The sequence below is a fragment of the Hydrogenophaga sp. GW456-12-10-14-TSB4 genome (genome assembly GCF_059424305.1).
In genome coordinates, this window is the sequence record NZ_JBWKZH010000058.1 from 1 (window position 1) to 19399 (window position 19399).

General features: G+C 64.1%; 22 protein-coding genes. 8 read left to right on the top strand and 14 right to left on the bottom strand.

Annotated features, from left to right (window positions below; all coding sequences use genetic code 11):
* Nucleotides 1–216 precede the first annotated feature (216 nt).
* From AC07ZS_RS22865 to AC07ZS_RS22880, 4 genes are all read right to left on the bottom strand, one after another.
* Entirely contained in the window at nt 217–1056 is an 840-nt protein-coding gene (locus AC07ZS_RS22865) for a replication initiator protein A (protein WP_494800823.1), read from the bottom strand.
* A 35-nt stretch (nt 1057–1091) separates the two neighbouring features.
* Nucleotides 1092–1400: a helix-turn-helix transcriptional regulator gene (locus tag AC07ZS_RS22870; protein WP_494800824.1), complete on the bottom strand. Its 309-nt coding sequence runs from the start codon at nt 1398–1400 to the stop codon at nt 1092–1094.
* 84 nt (nt 1401–1484) lie between these two features.
* Nucleotides 1485–2315, bottom strand: a complete 831-nt coding sequence (locus AC07ZS_RS22875; RefSeq protein WP_494800825.1) for a DUF2285 domain-containing protein — start codon at nt 2313–2315, stop codon at nt 1485–1487.
* A gap of 296 nt (nt 2316–2611) precedes the next feature.
* Entirely contained in the window at nt 2612–2965 is a 354-nt protein-coding gene (locus AC07ZS_RS22880) for a DUF2958 domain-containing protein (protein ID WP_494800826.1), read from the bottom strand.
* Nucleotides 2966–3277: 312 nt separating this feature from the next.
* Between AC07ZS_RS22880 and AC07ZS_RS22885 the strand changes: the two genes are divergently transcribed.
* Nucleotides 3278–3568 (top strand): helix-turn-helix domain-containing protein, encoded by a 291-nt coding sequence (locus AC07ZS_RS22885; protein ID WP_494800827.1) that lies wholly within the window; start codon nt 3278–3280, stop codon nt 3566–3568.
* A gap of 58 nt (nt 3569–3626) precedes the next feature.
* Here AC07ZS_RS22885 and AC07ZS_RS22890 read toward each other — a convergent pair whose 3' ends face one another.
* From AC07ZS_RS22890 to AC07ZS_RS22905, 4 genes are all read right to left on the bottom strand, one after another.
* The gene (locus AC07ZS_RS22890; protein ID WP_494800828.1) at nt 3627–3938 is read right to left on the bottom strand and encodes a DUF736 domain-containing protein; all 312 of its coding nucleotides are present in this window, start codon (nt 3936–3938) and stop codon (nt 3627–3629) included.
* Between the two features lie 728 nt (nt 3939–4666).
* Nucleotides 4667–5419 (bottom strand): hypothetical protein, encoded by a 753-nt coding sequence (locus tag AC07ZS_RS22895; RefSeq protein WP_494800829.1) that lies wholly within the window; start codon nt 5417–5419, stop codon nt 4667–4669.
* A gap of 343 nt (nt 5420–5762) precedes the next feature.
* Entirely contained in the window at nt 5763–7775 is a 2013-nt protein-coding gene (locus AC07ZS_RS22900) for a ParB/RepB/Spo0J family partition protein (RefSeq protein WP_494800830.1), read from the bottom strand.
* Between the two features lie 96 nt (nt 7776–7871).
* Entirely contained in the window at nt 7872–8699 is an 828-nt protein-coding gene (locus AC07ZS_RS22905) for a DUF932 domain-containing protein (protein ID WP_494800831.1), read from the bottom strand.
* Between the two features lie 535 nt (nt 8700–9234).
* On the opposite strand from AC07ZS_RS22905, the gene AC07ZS_RS22910 reads away from it, so the two are divergent.
* Nucleotides 9235–9846 (top strand): DUF6988 family protein, encoded by a 612-nt coding sequence (locus AC07ZS_RS22910; protein WP_494800832.1) that lies wholly within the window; start codon nt 9235–9237, stop codon nt 9844–9846.
* Nucleotides 9847–9939: 93 nt separating this feature from the next.
* On the opposite strand, the gene AC07ZS_RS22915 is transcribed toward AC07ZS_RS22910, so the two are convergent.
* The 6 genes from AC07ZS_RS22915 to AC07ZS_RS22940 form a co-directional block, all read right to left on the bottom strand.
* A complete protein-coding gene (locus AC07ZS_RS22915) occupies nt 9940–10287 on the bottom strand; it encodes a DUF2958 domain-containing protein (protein WP_494800833.1) in 348 nt (115 codons plus the stop codon).
* 211 nt (nt 10288–10498) lie between these two features.
* On the bottom strand, nt 10499–11023 hold the full coding sequence (locus AC07ZS_RS22920) for a thioesterase family protein (protein WP_494800834.1): 525 nt from the start codon (nt 11021–11023) through the stop codon (nt 10499–10501).
* A 285-nt stretch (nt 11024–11308) separates the two neighbouring features.
* Nucleotides 11309–11830, bottom strand: coding sequence for a RadC family protein (gene radC, locus AC07ZS_RS22925; protein WP_494800835.1), 522 nt, complete (start codon nt 11828–11830; stop codon nt 11309–11311).
* A gap of 421 nt (nt 11831–12251) precedes the next feature.
* On the bottom strand, nt 12252–13073 hold the full coding sequence (locus AC07ZS_RS22930) for an abortive infection family protein (protein WP_494800836.1): 822 nt from the start codon (nt 13071–13073) through the stop codon (nt 12252–12254).
* A 51-nt stretch (nt 13074–13124) separates the two neighbouring features.
* Nucleotides 13125–14135: a nucleotidyl transferase AbiEii/AbiGii toxin family protein gene (locus AC07ZS_RS22935; protein WP_494800837.1), complete on the bottom strand. Its 1011-nt coding sequence runs from the start codon at nt 14133–14135 to the stop codon at nt 13125–13127.
* Nucleotides 14128–14724, bottom strand: coding sequence for a DUF6088 family protein (locus AC07ZS_RS22940; RefSeq protein WP_494800838.1), 597 nt, complete (start codon nt 14722–14724; stop codon nt 14128–14130). Before AC07ZS_RS22940 ends, AC07ZS_RS22935 begins: the two co-directional genes overlap by 8 nt.
* 193 nt (nt 14725–14917) lie before the next feature.
* On the opposite strand from AC07ZS_RS22940, the gene AC07ZS_RS22945 reads away from it, so the two are divergent.
* The 6 genes from AC07ZS_RS22945 to AC07ZS_RS22970 are packed head-to-tail and all read left to right on the top strand — an operon-like array spanning nt 14918 to nt 19381.
* Nucleotides 14918–15232: a hypothetical protein gene (locus AC07ZS_RS22945; protein WP_060984707.1), complete on the top strand. Its 315-nt coding sequence runs from the start codon at nt 14918–14920 to the stop codon at nt 15230–15232.
* Entirely contained in the window at nt 15229–15597 is a 369-nt protein-coding gene (locus AC07ZS_RS22950) for a helix-turn-helix domain-containing protein (protein WP_494800839.1), read from the top strand. The genes AC07ZS_RS22945 and AC07ZS_RS22950 overlap by 4 nt, the downstream gene beginning before the upstream one ends.
* Nucleotides 15594–16484 (top strand): ImmA/IrrE family metallo-endopeptidase, encoded by an 891-nt coding sequence (locus AC07ZS_RS22955; RefSeq protein WP_494800840.1) that lies wholly within the window; start codon nt 15594–15596, stop codon nt 16482–16484. The genes AC07ZS_RS22950 and AC07ZS_RS22955 overlap by 4 nt, the downstream gene beginning before the upstream one ends.
* Nucleotides 16477–17325 carry a thymidylate synthase family protein gene (locus AC07ZS_RS22960; protein WP_494800841.1) on the top strand — a complete coding sequence of 283 codons (849 nt, stop codon included), beginning with the start codon at nt 16477–16479 and terminating at the stop codon, nt 17323–17325. The genes AC07ZS_RS22955 and AC07ZS_RS22960 overlap by 8 nt, the downstream gene beginning before the upstream one ends.
* 44 nt (nt 17326–17369) lie before the next feature.
* A complete protein-coding gene (locus tag AC07ZS_RS22965) occupies nt 17370–18461 on the top strand; it encodes a nucleotide kinase domain-containing protein (RefSeq protein WP_494800842.1) in 1092 nt (363 codons plus the stop codon).
* On the top strand, nt 18461–19381 hold the full coding sequence (locus AC07ZS_RS22970) for a nucleoside triphosphate pyrophosphohydrolase family protein (RefSeq protein ID WP_494800843.1): 921 nt from the start codon (nt 18461–18463) through the stop codon (nt 19379–19381). The genes AC07ZS_RS22965 and AC07ZS_RS22970 overlap by 1 nt, the downstream gene beginning before the upstream one ends.
* Nucleotides 19382–19399 lie beyond the last annotated feature (18 nt).

A 19399-nucleotide genomic window follows, 5' to 3' on the forward strand; every position in this document is an offset into this window, starting at 1 on the left:
GCGAGGCTTCCCCGCGTCAGCGACCCATTGGGCAGCGGATCGCTCAAATCGGCTACTTGTTCAGCGTAGCCTTAGGTACGTTACGGCAAACGACAACCCGCGCCGCCATTGGGCTGGCGGCCGATCGGCACGCCTGATGGCACGATGGATGCACGCCGGATAGCACGAGGCGGGACACGCCCGATGGCACGAGCCCGTCCACAGGCCATAAACCGCTTATCCCCGTGCCGTGGGTGACACCGGCCGGAAGGTCAGCACCTCGGCACCCGTGCCCGGCATGCGCACGATGCCCAGGCGGTAGCCGGGCATGGACTGCCGCGCCACCAGGGCGCGCAGGTCGCAGGCAAAGTCGTGCGGCTTGGCGGTGCTGCCGGACTTGCGGTGCAGGTGCTTGAAGTCGAACTGCCAGCCGCCGGGCTGATGCCCGCCGTGCTTGCGCACCAGGCGGTAGAGCCAGCGCTCGATGCCGCCGGTGAGGTCGAAGTAGGCCGGGTCGATGGTGAGCACCAGCGCGGCGTCCAGCACACCCGCATAGAACCAGTCCGGTAGGATCAACTCGATGCCCAGCGGCGCGCCGCGGGCGTCGGCCAGTTCCTTCCACTCGTTGATCCAGGAAAAGCGGTGCAGGCGCCGGCCGGTGGTCTCGCGGATGGATGTGGCCACGGTGGTGGACTGCAGGCGATCCAGCGCGGCCTTGAGGCGCTGGTAGTCGCGCAATGACACACCGCGCCCGATGAAGCGCAGGATCTCGTAGGGCCGTGCGCGCATGAGCCGCGAGGTGGTGATGCCCGCATCGCGCGCCTCCACGATCTGGCTGGCGGCCCAGATGAGGATGTCGGCATCCCAGATGGTGGCGATGCCGTGTTCCTGCGTGCCTTCCACCCGGATAGCGACGTTGCCGCTGCGAAAGTCGATGGGCTTGGTGCGCCGCGACTTGGCCAACGAGAAGAAGGGGTAGGCCATCAGGTCCTGGCTGTCGCGCGGCGCCATGTCGCCCGGCAGCGCGCGGAACAGGTCGAGTTGCTCGGTCGGCCGCTGTGGCGAGGATAGAGACATCGGCAACAGGCGACGAAGTGGGCGCGCAGCGCCCCTCAGCGCGCACGGCTGTCGGCCGAGTGGTGCTCGGCGTACTCGGGGTCGGACGTCGCTTCGAAGCTGCGCTGGTCGGCCCAGGTGTCGAGGTCGGTGACGGCGTACATGACGCGCCGGCCGAATTTCCGGAAACGCGGGCCGCCGCCGATGACCCGCTGCTTTTCCAGGGTGCGCGGGGACAGACGCAGGTAGTCGGCGGCCTCGTCGTTGGTGAGGTAGCGCGGCGGCTGTGGCTTGGCAGCCGCCAGCGCGGCGCCTTGCGGTAGGTGAGCGGGTGCGGCGGCAGGCCGCAGGGGAGCGGGTCGCATGAGAGGCGCCTCCATCGGTCAGGAAGGCCCGGCTGCGGGGTTGCAGCCGGGTGGAGGCAGTCTCAGGAAACGCGGGCGTTCTGCTCAGGGACGATCTGGGGTGGGGCGGTTTCGTCCCTGCTGGTTTGCGGGCAGCGGACCTAGCCCGGCCAGCTCGCGGTAGCCTCCGTTCACCAGCGTGCGACCACGCTGCACCAGGCGGCGCACTCGGGCGCGCAAGGCGCTGTCAGCGTGCCAGTCGGCCGCGACCTCCGTCGCGCCGAACAGGCCCTCGGCGATCTCGCGCAGCGAGGCGCCGTCCTGGCTGGCATCGAGGACCTGTAGGGTGTGTAGCGTTTGAAGTGCAGCAGGACAGGGGCGCGGCTGTGTAGTGGCCAGCGGTTCAGCCTGGCAGGCGGCGGTCAGTTGGTCGAGTTCGGCTGCCATGTCGCGGTAGCGTGAGCCTGGGGCGCGGCAGGCGCGCACGGCAAAGGCGTGCGGCATGCCGTCTTGCAGGTCGGGCGCCAGCACCATGCGTGTGCAGCAACCCGGCCAGCGCGCGGTGAGCACGAGGCCTTGGCCATCGTGCTGCAAGGCCTTGTGACCAGGCAGGCGCCAGAACTCGAAGGAGCAGTCATTGGATTCAGCGTCTTCGTCGGGCACCACGCGGATGGCGCGAGACCGGGTGTTGAGCCAGTGGGGTAGCGCTTCACGCGCGTCCAGCGCCGGGTCTTCCAGCATGCGCAGACCCCAGGGCCGCGCTGCGCCGGCGTCAGTTGCCTGCATGCGCCAGGCCAAACGGTAGCCGGGGTGGCGTCGCAGGTACTCCCAGGCCAATGCCGGCCCGTCGAGGTGCAGCGCGTAGAGGTAAGCAGCGCTGGCGTGCCAGGGCGGCGGTTGGGCGGCCTGTGGCTGGCCATCGGCAAGGTCTGTCATGGTGCGAACCCCCTGTTCTTGTGCGGGAACATCGCATCGGTCGGCAGCGGCTACCAGGTCATCGGTCAGGAATTCGGTTGGGAGGAGCAGAGCGGTGACGTGGCGTCCGAAGGTGGCCGAACCCGCCGTGAGTCGGCCTGAGGCGACGGCCACGTGGCAGCAAAGCCATCGTGGCGAGGCCGAACATGGCGTGGTACAGCGCGTTCGTCATGACCGTTTGGGTCTGAATGGTCACGGCGAACGCGTGTTGGTGACATTCAGACCGTCCCGGTCTGACGTGTGGCGGCGCGGAGCGCTCAGTCCGTGATCGAGCCGTTGTCCTGTGCCAGCCGCAGGTACTCCGACATCGGTCGCATGGCGTGAAAGTGCAGGTCGCGCCGCACCGGTAACTGGTCGGGACCGACGATGGCAGCTAGGTCCGACAGCCTGATGGTGCCCAGCTCGGGCATGCCGATGCCCACGTCGCACAGGCCCCAGGCGGTGTCGCCATCGGCGGGGTTCAGGGCGGCGAGCAGCCAGGTCGCGTGCGCGTCCGGCGTGAACAGGCGCACCACGGGCCAAAGGTCGACCTGCGCGTCAGCGGTGCGGGCATGGCCGTTGGCCAGCAGCTGCGCATGCTGTTCGTCGGTGATGAGAGGTTCAGCCGGCATGGTAAGAGTGCGTGGCGCCGTGCGGAAACACGCGTTGCATCAGAAACACCGAATCGCAAAGCCGCTTTCGTGCCTGTCCGGAAAGGTGCACAGCGGCTTTTGCAGAAAAACACCCTTGCACGAAGCCTGAAAGTCGGCATGACGTGAACGCTCGAATGAGCCAATGCGGCTTTGGAGTTTTACGCGGATACACGATTGTTACGTAAAAGCACGGAAGCGCCCATGAGTGGATTCACCAAATCGGCCGCGCAAATCGTGTTTGAGTTAAAGATAACGTGGTTTTAATTCTCTCCAAACGGAACGCTTCTGTCCATGCAGAAGCGTCCCATCCAGGCCGGCCGTCCGACCGGTGCCACCACCTTCGATGCCGAGCTGGCGCAAGCCTTCGGCGCGGCGGTGCGCGCGCTGCGCTCGGGGCAGGGCATGGCCCAGGAGGCGCTGGCGCACCGGGCTGGCATCGAGCGCTCGCACATGGGCAAGATCGAGCGGGGCGAGCACATCCCCTCGTTGCCGCTCATTTTCAAGATTGCGGCAGCGCTGGAATGCGGTGCGACCGACCTGATGGCCGCGACCGAAGCCCAACTGGGTTCGACCGCGGCCTGAGACTGCAGGCTTTGCCTGCAACAGCGATCCCACCAGGACGGGGGGATCGGCGTGACCGTCAGGCCGTGGGCTTGCTGCGCGACCAGATGAGGTTGTGCGAGCCGTCCTCTTCCTCGATCAGGCGGGCGTAGATGGTGGCCGGGAACGAGGGGTCGTCCAGCGTCACTGACAGGTAGGGGCGTTCGGACTGGCTGATCTTCTTCCAGGCGGCGCCGATGTCGTAGCCGGTGCCGGCCTGGATGCGGTAGTCGGGGGCGTTCTCACTGCCCTTGTCGTTGCGCACGAACTTGACCTTGACGTTGAGCGTGAGGGTGCGAACGGTGCCGATGAAGCCGTCGTTCTGAGCGGTGAAGGTGCCGATGTTGGCCATGATGATTTCCTTTCGGGTTGCCAAGGTCGCGCCCATCGCGTCCTTGTTGTGATCCGTCAGGCGGGGGACGGGCGGGTCGCACCCCGCAGCGCAGCAAAGGGGCCGCAACAGCGTGGAGGACCGGCAGGCACGGGAAATTTGCCTCGCGAGGAATCCGCGCAGCGGAGGGGAAATTTCTTGGGCCGTACGGTTGCGGCCATCAAGCCTGAGGCGCAGCCGCGACCCCGCCAGGATTCACGACAAGACAAGGACGCCTGGGACGCACCTTTCCCGAAAGGCCTCATGGCCAAGCACGTTCACCATGCCTGTGTTGAGACCTCAGCGGCCACCACCCTTGCGCCATCGGTCAGAGTCGCAACAACGTGAGAAGCCCCTGCGGCATCCATACCGCACCCCGCTCCGCACGTCGCCTGCCAGGTCAACCAGGACGGTGCCCACACCTTGCGGTTTGTGGCATTCCCTGTGACGTGCCCGCCAGCGTGGGGGGAAGAGGGCAAACCAGGCAACTCAGCGCAGCAAGCACAGGCGTAGCACCCGGCTCGCGCAGCGGGGTGATGCAGGGTCGGAGGCGAAGCACGAACGCATCCGGCCAGCACAGGCAAGCGCAGCGCGCAGGCGTGAAGGATCGAAGCCGAAGGGCCGTGACGGCTATGACGGCACGGGGCGTAGCCCGAGAGCTTGGCGGCGCAAGGCGCCGACACGCCCACCCAGACGCGCCATAGCCCAGGTCACATGAAGAAGCTACCTTGGTCCGAATAGCCCATGGGGTGAATCTTCAGTTGAGCCAGCCAGGGCTGTACCGCTCGTTTGCAGGAAAAGTCCTCTCCGCCGTCCTGAATCCAGGCCCCCAGACGCCGCTCCACCCACGCGTGAGCATGGGCGTCGCCATCGCGCAGACCATTGAATCGGTCGGGCTCAATGCCCTCATGTCGCGGATCGAGCACCACGTTGATCGACAGCTCGTCGCCGCTGATGGCATTCACACTGGCCACGGCCGCATGGCCGCCCTCAAGGTCGTATCGGTAAATGTGCCGCTTGCAAAGCTGGCTGTGTGGATTGCCGCCGGGCCACCAGTTGTCGCTGGGCTCCAGGCCGAACAGGCGCTGCTCCAGCCCAGCATTGATGGCAGCGACCATCAGGTTGCGCCAGCCCATCCAGCGTGCACTGCGCTTCTTTTTTAGGGGAAAGTTGCGGAACGGCGAGTACGAGTGCTCGAACTCAGGGACCAGACGCAGATCCCCTGTGGCGTTGTAGCCCAGTTCCTGGAGCCGCCGCACCATGCGCGCATTGCTGGGCTTGGGCACCTCGACGGTCGTTCGACCGGCGAGAGCAGCGCGCAGCGCCGCATGCGTCTTGAAGCCGAGCGCCGACGAGAGGGCTTCACTGAGATGAGAGGACGAGACACCGCTGACGCGGTTCTGGGCACTGTGCTTGAGATTGCGCACGGCCGCAGCGGAGACGAAGAATGTCGAATCAGACATGCCAAATTCCTTTGTGCATGGTCGATGACTGCCGATTACGCACCGACCGAAGGAATGGACACGGTCTGCGATCAGAGAAGGGAAGCAAGAAACGTCGTTTAACCCGGCAGCAGGTTCAGCGGGACGCGGCTGTGTTGGCATTCTATGTGCTGATGCCAACCGCGCTGGCATGAAGCGTTCGCGCAAGACCTTGCGCGCCGCCACGCCGCCGCCTGATCGAAGGCGGTGGCGTGGCGTTTTTTTTTGGCCTTGGTCAGCCCATGCTGCGCGCGCCCATGCCGGAAACGACAAGGCCCCGGGCGGCAAGCAACGGGGCCTTGCAGTGCTTTGCCGATTGCCCGAGTCAATCGTCGGACGCATCCGCGTCGGTGCGCTCCACTGCTGCTGCTGGCGCCTCACGACCAAACACGGCGGGCATCCAGCCGCTGCCCTCGGCCAGTCGCTCGGCTTCCTGCGCAAGCTCGACTTTCTTGAGCTTGGACAGGCGGGACACTTCATTCGGCGCGAACTGCGCCACCGCGTTCAGGATGGCGGCCTTGGGCACGTGCTGGAAATAGCTCTCGGCCGTGGGCTTCCACCAAGCGGCCATGTCCAGGCCCAACGCCTGCGCCAGTTCAGCGCCGGGCTGACTGGCGGTCGTGCGGGGCGTCACCACACCCACCGCTGGGGCGGTGCACAGCGCCAGCAGTTGCACCAGTTCGTCCTGGGACTTGTCCAGCAGCACGGTGAACAGCTCGCCCGGCTCCTGCGGCAGACGGTTGGCCCAGGCCTGCCGCAGTTTGCGCAGCGCGAGCGCGGCGGGCGACTCGGGCCAGTCGGGTGCCGAGTCTTCCAGGCGATCACGCAGGCTCAGGCGCAAACCCAGGGGCAGGGCGTTGCGGTAGCCGCCCTGCAGGGCCTGCTGCACCAGGGCGTGCACCAGCGCAGCCAGCGCCACCTGTGGCTGGCGCGCGAGCTCAATCTGCAGGGCGGCGGTGCGGTGGGCGCTCAGGCGCTGTGCCAGCCGGTCGGACAAGTGTTCCGCGCCGTGCGGCGTGTCGCCCGTGGTTGATCCGTCTGAATCGCTGCCATCGTCGCCAGGGGTCTGGCTGTTGCCGGCGCGTTGGCGCGCCGCGTCCAGCGCGCGCAGCGCCTTGGCTTCGGCTTCGCGCAACAGCCCCCGGTGAATCAGGGGCTGCCCCTCGCGGTCCAGCGTGACGATGGCCCCGGCCATGGCTCGGACCTCGGGCGCATGGCCGCTCAGCTGGGACTGCACGGCTTCCAGTTCGGACGCGAGGACCTCGCGGCGCTGGTGCAGGGTTTCGGCCTTGTCCTCGTCGTCCGCGTCGTAGGCTTGTTCGAGCGCGGCATCGGTGCGGGTGATGCGGCCTTGCAGTACCTCCATGCGCCGCACCTCGCGCGCCGTGGGTTCGCGGCGCGTGCGCGGTGCGTTCTGGAACGACTGTCGCTCGGCGGGGCTCAGATGCGGCACCGCCTCCACCCAGGCCCAGTCCTCGGTGCGGACAGCCTCGGCCAGCCCCTCCAGCTTCTCGCGCGCCAGCCGCTCCAGCAGCGCGGCATCGGTCAGGGTGGTGCCGGTGTCCTCGTCGTCGGCGAACAGGTCGCGGCGGATGCCACCTCCGGCGGCGGTGTAGGCGTCCAGGCCGACGAAGCGCACCAACGCGTGATCGGCGCCGATTTCCCGCTCGGTCAGGCGCTGGCGCAGCGCTGTCGGGCTGCGCTGCCATTCGGGTGCTTCATAGAACGCGGCCTCCTGGGCGACGTGGTCATCGGTCACGGCCAGCGCCATCAATTGGTCCAGGCTGAGGGCGTCGGTGCGGTAATCGGCCATCAGCCGGGGCGAGACGTTGGCGAGCTTGAGACGGCGCTGCACCACCAGCGGCGTGACGCCAAAGTCGGCCGCGATGTCTTCCATCGGGCGCCCCTCGGCCACCAGGGCGGCGAAGGCCTCGAACTGGTCGGCCGGGTGCATGGCCTCGCGCTGCACGTTCTCTGTCAGGCTGGCGGTGCGCGCGCTGGAGTCGGCCACCAGCAGGCAGGGCACATCCCAATCCTTGGCCATGTGACGTTTTTTGGCCAGCAGCTTGAGGGCCGCGAAGCGGCGGCCTCCGGCCACCACCTCGTAGTGACCACCGTCCGCAGCCAGGGTGACGGTGAGGTTCTGCAGCAGGCCCACGCGCTCGATGCTGGCGGCCAGCGCTTCGATGGATGGGCCTGCCGTCTTGCGCACGTTGCGGCGCGACGGGCGCAGCCGCGACAGCGGCACGAGCAGCATCTGCTGCGAGGGCTGGGCGGGCACCTGCGGTGCGGGGATGGCGTGCAGGGCTTGGGCTTCGGGATGGGTGAGTGCGTTCATGGTGAAATTCCGGTGGGTGGGTGCGTGAGAAAACGGGACGGTGCGCGGCGTTAGGGCCAAGCCCCTCGCGCCGCGCGCGAGGGGAAAAATAGGGGATCAGCCCTTGAGCTGGCGCAGGCCATCGGCCAGCAGCCACAGGGCGCGGTTCAGGCGCAGGTTCTGGTCGATGCCCTGCACGGGGCGGGTGCTCTGGCGGCGCCCGTTGGCGCTTCGGCCGGTCAGCCCGCCCTTGATCAGGTTCTCCTGGGTGCGGTTGAACACGCTCCACAGGTCGCGCCGGTCGTCGTCGTGGCGACGTGGCATCAGGATTTGCGATTCGGTGACGGGCGGTGCCTTCTCGGCGTCGTCGTACTTGAGGGCCAGCGCGGCGCGCGCGAACACCTCGGATTCGCCCGTGTCCAGCGTCACGGCCTGCATGGCCTCGCGCGACTCTTGCGCCTGCCCGAAGCCCTGCAGCACCGTGTAGGCGCCCTCGATCACCTGCGCGGCCACGTCGCCCTTGTGCGGCACGCGCACGTCGGCCACGGTGTCGCCGCACACCAGACCGTTCTGGCAGACGAAACGGAACATGCCGGCCAGCATCTGGTAGCTGCTGGTGCCGTCGTGCGAGTTCAGCAGGATGATTTCGTTGGCCTCGCGACCGTTGATCTGGCTGGCGTGGCGAAGCCGGATCAGGTGCTTGGTGAACTCGCGCCGGTCGTCCTGGCGCACGCGGGTCTGGCACACCATGAAAGGCTGGAAGCCCTCGCCGCGCAGTTCCTGCAGCACGGTGGCGGTGGGGATGTAGCTGTAGCGCTCGGAGCGGCTGCGGTGTGGCGCCTCGGCAAAGATTGACGGGGCCACGGCGCGGATCTGGTCATCCGACAGCGGGGACTCGGAACGCAGCACCGGCGAACGCGGTGCGAAACGGGAGGCAAGTTGCATGGTCATTTCTCCAAATGAAGCTGGCTGTTGAAAACCCCCACCGGATTCCTAGATTCGGAGCCCTCTTCGGGTCTTCTGGTGGGGTCGGCGCAGAGACCTGGGCCGGCCCCTTCGCCACCGTCTTTCCTGAGTTCATCGCCCGCGACCGAAGGAGCGCGCCGCCCGGTGCCGTCAAGGAAGCAAGCGCCAGGGCTGGTGCGGCCCGCAGGCGCAGCCGAGGACACGGCCTGGCGCGCCTTGACGGCACCGGGCGGCGGGCTACGGTCGCGCAAGTGGTGATGGACGAGGGAAGAGGGCGCCAGTGGCCCTTGGCCGCTGATGGCGCCGACCCCACGCAAGCGCAGCGCGCAGGACCGGACGTGAGGCCGGGCCGAAGGCGTCAGCCGACCGGAGGGAAGGGAACGATGGAAGCCCGCCAGGGGCGAGACGGCGGAACCGCAGGGCCCGTGGGCTCGATGCGCAGCACGACAGCGCGGCCGGCCAACCCCCAATGGCCGGAGACGCCCGGTGACCGCGGTGACTCTACGATCACGGCATGCCCGAGAAAGACCCCACCCACTTCGACGACCCACTGGATCAGATGCTCAACCGCTCCGATGCGTTGATGGAGCGACTGACCGAACTGCTCGACGACGCCGAGTTCGATGGTTCTCCGCGAGGCGAAGCAGCCCTGGGTATGTGCGTGGTGGCCACGGAGCACGCGACAGCGCTGCGCGCCCTGATGGCCCTGGGCTTGCCGACCTCGGCAGTGAGCCTGATGCGCCTGCAGTTCGAGGCCCTGACCCGGGCCATGTGGCTCATCTATGCCGCCAACGACGCGGCTATCGAGAAGCTGTCAGCACCGCTCACGCTCGAAACCGAACAGGCGGCCAAGAACTTGCCCAGCGCGAAGGAAATGATCGATCAGATCGGCAAGCGGGTCGGGCAGGGTGTGCCCGCAGCGGCCCACGGGATGCTGAGCCAGTTCAAGGACGTGTCCTGGAACGCCATGAACTCCTTCGTGCACGGCGGCATCCACCCGCTGCGGCGCAGCGCCGATGGCTTCCCCGTGCACCTGGCCTTGCAGGTGCTGCGCAACTCCAATGGTCTGAGCACCATGACCGGTATGACGATGGCCGTGCTCACCGGCGACGAATCCATCGTCTAGCCGATGAGCAAGATCCAGCCGGCGTTCGCCGATTGCCTGCCGGATCTGCTGAAACCCTGAAAACCAGAGCGTCCGCGACGCCCTGGCGGCTGGTCAGACGACGATGCGTCCGGCCAGCCGAGCGTCCCGCGCGTAGGCGCTCAGACGCTTCTCGGCACGGAAGTGCATGTCGCGCTCCACCGGCAACCCGAGCCGACCGCGCACTGTCGCCAGTTCACGCAGACTTACCCAGCCCAGCTCCGGTGCACCCAGGCCCAGATCGCACAGACCGAAGGCATGGTCATGATCGTCCGGGTCGATCTCGGAAAGCAGCCAGGTCGCACCGGCGTCGGGTGTGAACAGCTTGACCACGGGTGCGGGGTCGAAGTCAGGGTTTCGCAGAGTCTCGCGGCCGTTGGCCAGCAGCAGCACGCGCTGCTCGTCGGTGATGAGTGCGTTCATGGTGAACTCCAGAAGGAATGCCGGGCGGGATTGCCCGCAGCCTCCGGGTCACGGCGCAGCGCAGCGGTCAAGGTTCGAAGACGGCCGCTCAGGCCGCCAGCGCATCACCGATGCGCGCCGACCTTGACGGCGAGAACGACGTGGCACGCTGGGTGCAACAGCAAGCCAGCCCAATCACACTTCCCTGATTCCCCGGAGGGGCAGGGCGGGTTCAGGGAATCTGGGGTTCCAGGCGGCTCACCGAATCCAGCGAGGCACTCCTGCCATGCACGTCCTCAACAAGGACTCCATCGGACTTCGTTCCGAGCGCCACCACTTTTTCGGCGATGCGCGATTCCATCGAGGTTCGCGGCGCCACCACCAGAATGACGCAGCCGTCGCAAACCAGCTCGTGGTCGTCGGATGCCTGCACGCGGAATTTCGCACTTCGCTCCCCCAGCCGTTCAACCCATCCCCGCAGCTTCAGGGTTGAGCCTGGCGGGATCGGCCCTTTGTGCTCCAGTTCGATCGTCCGACCCACCACGACCTCCGAGTCGGCATCCACATGCCGCTGCATCTCTCGGATGCAGATGGACTCCACGACGGCGACCAGGTACCCGGTCGCCAGGCATTCGATCAGCCTCTGCGCGTAGTCGCTCCCATGCGGGAGTCTGGAAAACAGCGCCCGGGCCGTCTGCTCCGGCGGCACGCTGTAGGTTTCTTCAAAGGAGATTTCACTGATGCCTTGGTGATTCATGGAACTGGGAAATGGGTTGACGACGTGCGCTCGCTTTCCGAGACCCCGCGTCAAAGCGAGGTGACGGGAACAGCGTTCGATCCTCGTTCGGAAGCATCGCGTCATCAACCCAGCCAGGCGTTCTCCAGCGTAGCTGGCTCGATGTGGATGTCCGTGCGAGGCCGACGACGGAAGCCTCAACGTCTCCGGCTTTGAAGCTCTGAAGTGCTCGTGCCACCGAGCGGTGGCACGCTGTTGGGCAGGAAACGAAAACCGGGAGCCGGTGTGGCTCCCGGTTGTGTTGGCTCAGATCAGCCCGCGTTCTGCGAAGGACAGGATCGTCGGCCCGGCCACGATCAGGTGATCGATGACCCGCACGTCCACCAGCGACAGCGCGCTCTTGAGGGTCTGGGTCAGATGCTCATCGGCCCGGGAGGGCTCGGCCACGCCCGACGGGTGGTTGTGGATCAGGACGATGGCCGCTGTGTTGTGTGCCATGGCCTCCTTGACCACCTCGCGCGGATAGACCGATGTCTGGGTTACGGTGCCGCGAAACATCTCCACGTACTCGATGACCCGGTGTTGCGCGTCCAGGTGGATCACCGCGAACACCTCGTGCTCCAGCGTGCCCAGCTGGATGCGCAGGAAGTCGCGCACCGCCTGCGGTGACGAGAGCATTTCGGAGCCGCGCAATTGGCCCGCCAACACCCGCAGCGCGGCCTGCAGCACCTCTGCCGGCTCGGCAGGACGGTAGCTGCCCGCGACATCGCGAACGAGCAGGGAGGAATCGGTGGAAGACGTGAACGACAGGGAAGACAGCTGCGACATGATCGGCTCCGGTTCGGAATCGGGCGGGATTGCCCGGAACCGGCCACCCACGCCGCAGCGCAAGCGGTCAGGGGCCGGAGGCGCAGCCAGAGACGGCCGCCAGGACGCCAGCGTGCAAGGCACGCGCAGCCCTTGACGGCGAGAACGGCGTGGTAGGTTGAAAGGGCACAGCAAGACCGCCCCCCCCGCTCACCACAACAGTCCAGGCAAGCGGAGCGCGCAGCGGCAACGCCGCGGAGACGTCAGGGATCAAAGCCGGATGGCCGGGATTCGGCACGAAGCCTGGGGCGCAGCCCGCGAGCCCGGCGGCGGGACGCCGAGACGCTGAACCACAGGGATCCATATTCACTGTTCAGTAAAAATGCCCGTGATACCGAATATTTGAATCGCGTTGTCGTGCGCTGCCGGTGGAGATGGCTGACTAGAACGGCAAGTTGTCGTCGGAACCCGTGTCCGATTTTGAAGGCTTTGTCGGCTCGGTCCTGGCTTCGAGCGACTTGATGAAGCGCACTGAGCTGGCCACATGGTTGAAGATGAGCAGGCTTTCCTCGTAATTGAGGATCGGGTTGTCGTGCGCCAGGCTCCTGTTGTTGCGTACATCGTTGAAGGCTTCCAGCACGGAGATGCTGGACTTCAGGATGCGCTCCGTCATCAGTGATTCAAGCAGACCGGCGTCGCGCAGGCGCTTCACGTATTCGCCGAAAATGCTGTGCAAGGCCTTGTCCCGATTGATCTCGACACCGCGATGCGCGCACACGGTACGCAGGTACTTGATGACGAAGGTGTGCAGACGATCCAGTGCGGCTTCGGGTTGGTTCTTTTCAATCGCTTCGCGCACATGTTGCGCCACGGTCTCGAAATCGCGTTCGTCGGCAGTGGCGGTCAGGGAATCCAGTTCGGCCACCGGCGTGTCACGCAGCATGCGTTCACCGAGGTTCCAGCAATCCTTGGTCAAGTCCGTCAGTCCAGGCTCGTCGGGCAGGCAGTCTTCCGCCTGCCCATACAGGATGAGCGCCTGGATGACTTTGCCGACCAGGTGATTGCCTTCGACTGCCCAGAATCCGCGCAGCCGGTTAGCCTTGGAGGTTCCGCGTTCGCGGTAGACCGCAGCATCGATATCGCGGCGAGTGTGCTCTTCAAAGAACTCGCTGAAGGACCGGTCCGAGAAGTCAAGTACGTAGCCGCTACCCATTCGGAACAGTCGCTCCAGCTTGCGCCGTTCAATGGACGAAATGTCGGCCATGGTATGTCCGCTGTACATCGACGGTGTCTAGGATGACCGATCGCCCACTACTCATGGCGCATTCGTCTTCTCTTGAATCGCGCGGCATCGATGGAGGAGAGCGTCGAAGGATTCGACCTCATCAAGGAACAAGCCGTCTTCGACCATGTGCCGGTAGTCGTCTGCCAACTTCACCAATGCGCCATCGTCTGGAACCAGGCGAAGACCACCCGAGATGGCGGCGTGGTAGTCGATCAGCGTCCCATCCGGACCTTTCTCAGCGAAGAAGATGCTCTTGTGATCGGCCACCGCCTTCGCCAGTGCTTTGTCCGCGATTGCCGCGTCGGCGAAGCCGGCGGCATCAAGCCGCGTCACGTCGTGCCAATGGCGAGCGAACCTATCCCCTCCTCGAAAGGCGCCTTGCGCACAGAAAACGTGAATTGCGGTGGCTTTTTCCCAAAAGGTTCGCTCGGCCCGCATCACTTGTGGCGTCGCCTCTGGAAACGCCACTGCCTGCAGGTGCACGGCGGCATCACAGTGAACAGAGCGCAGTTCGGAAGGTTCGCCGGTGGATCGAGCGCCGAATTCCAACATGACAGCCGACGGGACATAACCCGTTCCTGAGGCCTGGGGCGCGTAGTGGATGAACACCTTGTCGCCTTCGACCCGAACCGTGGCCGGTAGGCCATGTTCCTCAAGGTCATGCTGGAGCCGCGGACCCACTTCGGTGGTTACCCATTCGGCCAGGCGGGCGCGGATCTCCTTGCTCCACTTCTTTTCCTGGCTCTTGCTGGCTGGGAGCGGCGTACCCGCATCGCCGATCAGATCACCAGCGATGGCTCGGATGTCGTAGGTCAGGTCCACGTCCTCGGAGAAGCGCTGAATTACACCGTAGGCCTTCGAGAGGGAAGTGCCACCCTTGAAGACGAGATGCGGGGCGTAGGGTGCGGCGAAGAGATGCCGCAGGGACCAGACCACCCAAACGTCTTTTTCCAGCAGGTGGGGAGGGCGCCCAGAAACGTTGGCAGCCTGGACAAGGGCCTCCAAGCGTTCGTCGGAAGAGAGTTCGAAGAACTCAGCCATGCGGCACCAGGGTACTGACCTCCTGGGCCATCCACGTCGGCAAGCGAGCACGTGCCGACGCCACTTCCTTCATTTCGACCGTGGGTAGTTTGGCGCGCAGCGCACGCAGCGCATCGCCGGCCTTCTCCGGCCCCAGCCATGCCAGCGCCCGCACCACATCGCCAGCGGCCCGGCCTGGAAAGATCAACTGCCACACCGGTGCATGCCGGAACTCCACGGTCTGAGCACCCAACTTCAAGCGACGGCTTGGGCCGGACGTCAGGTAGACGGCCCGCATCGGCACCTGGGTGGTGAGGCCCAGCGCGTTGGCAGCCGCCGCGCCGTGCGACACGATGGTTTCCCCGCGTTGAGCGGCCAGCCCCTCGACCATCTTGGCGGTCGATGGCGCACGGGAGCCAAAGCGGCTCTCTACCGGCAGGACATAGATGCCGCGACCCGCGCGCATCAGGGCGCCGCGCTGCACAAGGCGAGACAGAACCTGGTCCACGGCGGCCCGGTTCCCCAGGTGCAGCAGTTCCTTCGCGACCAGGGGCGTGCCTTCCGGCAACACGGCGGCATGCTCTAGAACTTGTTTGGCGAGGGTCTGCATGAGGTAACTCCTGAGTGGTAGAAGTATGACGTAGTTTCTGACAGTTTTCAAGTCGCCCTCCCGCCGGCGAGGACTTGGGGGGCTCACGGGGTACACGGGTATGCGTGTCGCCGCTCGGAGTGCTGCTTGCAAAGACTTCAGAAGTGATGGTAAGATATTCTTACCGACCGTAATGGCCCACATGGAGATCCAAATGGATGCTGCTCTGATTCAGGCGACGCTGGTGGAAGTCCTGCAGAACATACAAGCGACAAGCGAACTTGAGTGCCCGCCGCTTGGTGGCGCGACGAAGCCCATCGAGGAACTGCCGAAGTTTGATAGCAAGATATGGCCCGTAGCCATTGGCATGCTGGGTGCGAAGCTCGGGATCACAATCGCCAATGATGTGAACATCTTCCGGCAGGACGATTCCTGTGTTGCGCTGACGATCGACGAGATCGTGGCCAAGGTCGTCGCACTTGCAGAAGCGCAAGTTGCGGCAGAGCCCAAGCAGGCGAACGCGCAATGACGGACAGCCCGGATACCCACCGCTCGGCGATCGCCGAACGCCTGCGAGAGGCCAGAAAGGCCGCAGGTCTGTCGCAGGGCCAGGTGGCCAAGTTGCTGCAGATGCATCGGCCGACGGTTTCTGAGATCGAGGCCGGCAATCGCCGTGTTTCAGCAGAAGAACTTGTGAAACTTGCTGAAACCTACGATGTCACCGTTTCGTGGCTACTTGGCGAAACGGCTGAACAGCTCGAAATGAACGATCCGCGACTCCAGCTTGCCGCGCGGGAATTGAGCAAGCTGAAGCCCGACGACCTGGATCGACTGCTGCGGCTTCTGGCGTCGATGCGCAGCTCGGACGCTGATGAGGGAGAGGGACGCAAATGAGTGCTCAGTCCTTGAACACATCGGCCGCAGGACGAAAAAACCTTGTGATGCAAGGCATGCAGGCGTCGATCGAGGCGCGCGTGAAGGCGGGTTTAGACCTCAAGAGTCCTGCCTGTATCTACGGCTTGTGCGAGGCGCACAAAGTTGCAGTTCGGTTCAACGATATCAACATGGAAGGCATGTACGACCGGACGCCCAAGCCGCGTATCCATGTCTCTGCCCTCCGGCCCTTGGCAAGAAGAACTTTCACATGTGCACATGAACTGGGTCACCACGTTTTCGGGCACGGTTCAACCATCGACGAATTGCAAGAAGACCAGGCCAACAGCGCAGATCGTCCTCCAAACGAGATCCTGGCGGATGCTTTCGCGGCTTTCGTCTTGATGCCGACGCTTGGCCTGCGGGAAGCTTTTGCGAAGCGCGGCCTGGACCCGAACCGTGCAACAGCTCTCGACATGTACGCCATCGCCTGCAACTTCGGAGTAGGCCAGGCGACTCTTGTGAATCACCTCGCGTATGGCATCAGCATGATCAACCAAGTGCAGCGTGATCGCCTCGGGCGGATCACGCCGAAGATGATTCGCACGGAACTGCTGGGCGAAGTCGTTTCCACTCCGCTCACTGTGGCGGATCAGCACTGGAATTCACCGACGCTCGACATGGAGCAGGACGCGCTGCTGCTCCTTCCTTCGAGCGTGGTTGTCGATGCCTCAATGCTCGTGCCCGAGCGTGAGCTGGCTGCCGGGCGAGTTTTTCGCGCTGCAAAGTGCGGCATCACCCGAGTGGCAATACCTGGCACCCCGTGGGCAACCTACGTCCGTATTGCCCGACGCCAGTATGTTGGTTTGGCTCGATTCCGTCACCTTGAGGAGACTGCAGATGAGTAAGCTTCCCCATTCGATCGGCCCGATCCTCGTCGATGAGCCTGACATTTCACGGGCCTGGGCCAAGGCAGTGCTTCACGTCATTGATCACGCGGGTCCTGAGATATCACCCCTGATCTTGAGCGTGACTGGCTTCGATGAACGGGGTGCGGTTCCGGAAACACCGGCCATCCGTGAGGCGCTCGATGCGCTGCTCGCGGCCAAACGCTTGCGAAGCGTGGACGACGTGGCGTTCACGATCTTTCCGCAGCGTTTGTGGCAGGTCGCTCAGGGTGATCGCGCCGCGCTGTTTCGGTACTACAAGGATGCATTTCCGCGCTACCAGGCGATGAATCTGCGGGACAACCGCCGCGGTCTCTACTTCGAGCGAATGACCGGGTACGGGAGCGGCCCCTGCGATGGCAATCAGCTCGAATGGATCCTGTCCCAGTTTGAGGGACGGGAGGGCGTGCGGCGGTCGATGTTTCAGGCGAGCGTATTTGATCCGGCCCGAGACCACGTGGCTGACGCCCAACTCCAGTTTCCCTGTCTTCAGCACGTCAGCTTCGAACCGACCAAGCAGGGGCTCGTCATCAACGCCTTCTACGCGACACAGCAGCTGTTTGTGAAGGCATATGGCAATTATCTCGGTATTGCCCAACTGGGCGCCTTCATGGCCCATGAAATGAAAACCAAGCTTTTGAGAATGAATGTCGTTGTCGGCGTCGCGAAGTTCGAGCGCATCTCCAAGTCTGATCCGGACCTACAGCCGCTGATCGTTGCAGCCCGAGCAAGTTTTCCTCTGATGCAAGAGGAGGCTGACACTGGCGATGTGCTCGCGACAGACGTAGAGATTGCAGCGTGAGGGTTGGAGCCAGCAAGAACTGTGTGCCTTCGGAGAATGACGCCGTGGCCGCTTCAGCATCGACCGATGGTCCGTCACACCTGCTGCCGATCAAGGTCACGCCGGTATTTGATAGCTATTGGCGGTTCGCGGTGGAGCGGCAGAACGTGTTCTGCCAGAGGCTGATGGGCAAACCCGCGCCATGGACCAGCGATCCGGTGATCTCCGTTCACAAGTTTACGAACGCGTATCGCGCTTCGGATCGCGTCAGCCAGTATCTGATCAGGCATGTGATCTACCGCAATGATCTCCCACAGTCGCCGTCCGAGGTGCTCTTCCGCACGTTGCTGTTCAAGTTGTTCAACAAGATCGAGACTTGGGAGTTGCTTGAACACTCTTTCGGTGAGATCACCTTCAAGAACTACAAGTTCGAGCACTACGACAAGGTTCTGAGCCAGGCGATGAGGGCAGGGGGGCGAATCTACTCGGCTGCCTACATCATGCCGCCCGGAGGTTCCGCTTTCGGGCATACGGCCAAGCATCAGAACCATTTGCGCCTACTGGAACGCATGATGGCTGATGACCTTGCTGGTCAGTTGGCGCAATTGAAGAAGATGCAGACCGCGTTCGAATTGCTCAGAAGCTACCCAACGATTGGGGACTTTCTGGCATACCAGTTTGTGACGGACATCAACTACAGCGAAGTCACCGACTTCTCGGAAATGGATTTCGTCATACCGGGCCCTGGTGCTCGCGATGGCCTCAGAAAGTGCTTCCGCGACAGCGCGGGCCTTAACGAAGCGGAGCTGATCCGATTGATGGCTGACAACCAGGAGCGCGAGTTCGAGCGGCTCGGCATCAAGTTCCAATCACTGTGGGGGCGCAGGCTGCAATTGATCGATTGCCAAAACCTCTTTTGCGAGGTTGACAAGTACGCGCGGGTGGCCCACCCGGACGTAGCCGGCATCTCGGGGCGGACACGCATCAAGCAGAAGTTTTCTCCGACCGGACCCTTGGACCAGCCTTGGTACCCACCCAAATGGGGTATCAATTCGAAGATTGAGGCAGACCTTTCGAGTCGTACCAGCCCAAAAAGGGGTGAGATGTCTGCGAACAGGTCAGTTGCCCAGTCAACCTTGGACTTAGGAAATTCGTGATGAACTTGAACACCTACCAGCGAGAAGCACAGAAGACTGATCGCGTTCCTTCGCGACAAAGAAGTGGCGATGCAGGAACCGATCTCGTGGTTCCCTTGCTCGGGCTGGCAGGTGAGACGGGCGAACTGCTCAGCGAGTACAAGAAGCACCTTCGAGACGGCGATTCCCATCTTCTGTTCAGGGACCGCGTGGCGGAAGAATTGGGTGACTTGCTCTGGTACATCGCAAATGTCGCTGCGAAGTTCGATCTCAAACTGAGTGATGTCGCGGACGCAAATCTGAAGAAGACCCGGGATCGTTGGGGGCCGCAGGATTCCGGGGCGCGCGCTTTCGATGCCGAGTTCGAGGAGAACGAGCGGCTGCCTCGACGTTTCGAGGTTGAACTCAGCGAGGTCATGGTCAAGGGGCGAACGAAGATTCGGATGCGTGTAAACGGCAAGCAGATTGGTGACGACTTGACCGACAACGCTGATGACCCTGATGGTTATCGATTTCACGACGTCTTCCATCTGGGCTACGTCGCGGTACTCGGCTGGTCGCCTGTTATTCGGAAGCTTCTGAAACGGAAGCGCAAGAGCGATCCACAAGTCGACGAGGTGCAGGACGGCGGCCGAGCCCAGGTTCTGGATGAGGGTGTTGCGGCGCTGGTTTTCGACTACGCGAAGGAGCATCGGTGGCTCGAAGGTGTCACCGACTTGGACTACAAGTTGCTGCGTACGGTCAAAGGCGTGACGTCGCTACTCGAAGTGCGTGAGCGGTCGCTAGGTGAGTGGCAGCGCGCGATCTTGGTCGGATTCGAGGTTTGGCGCCAAGTCCTGAGTGCTGGTGGCGGGAAGATATTGGTTGATCAGGACGCGAAGAGCCTGACCTTTATCGGTCCACCGAAACGCGCTCGGCGGAGGCCCGCTCACAAGCCTTGATGGCTATTCGAATGATCT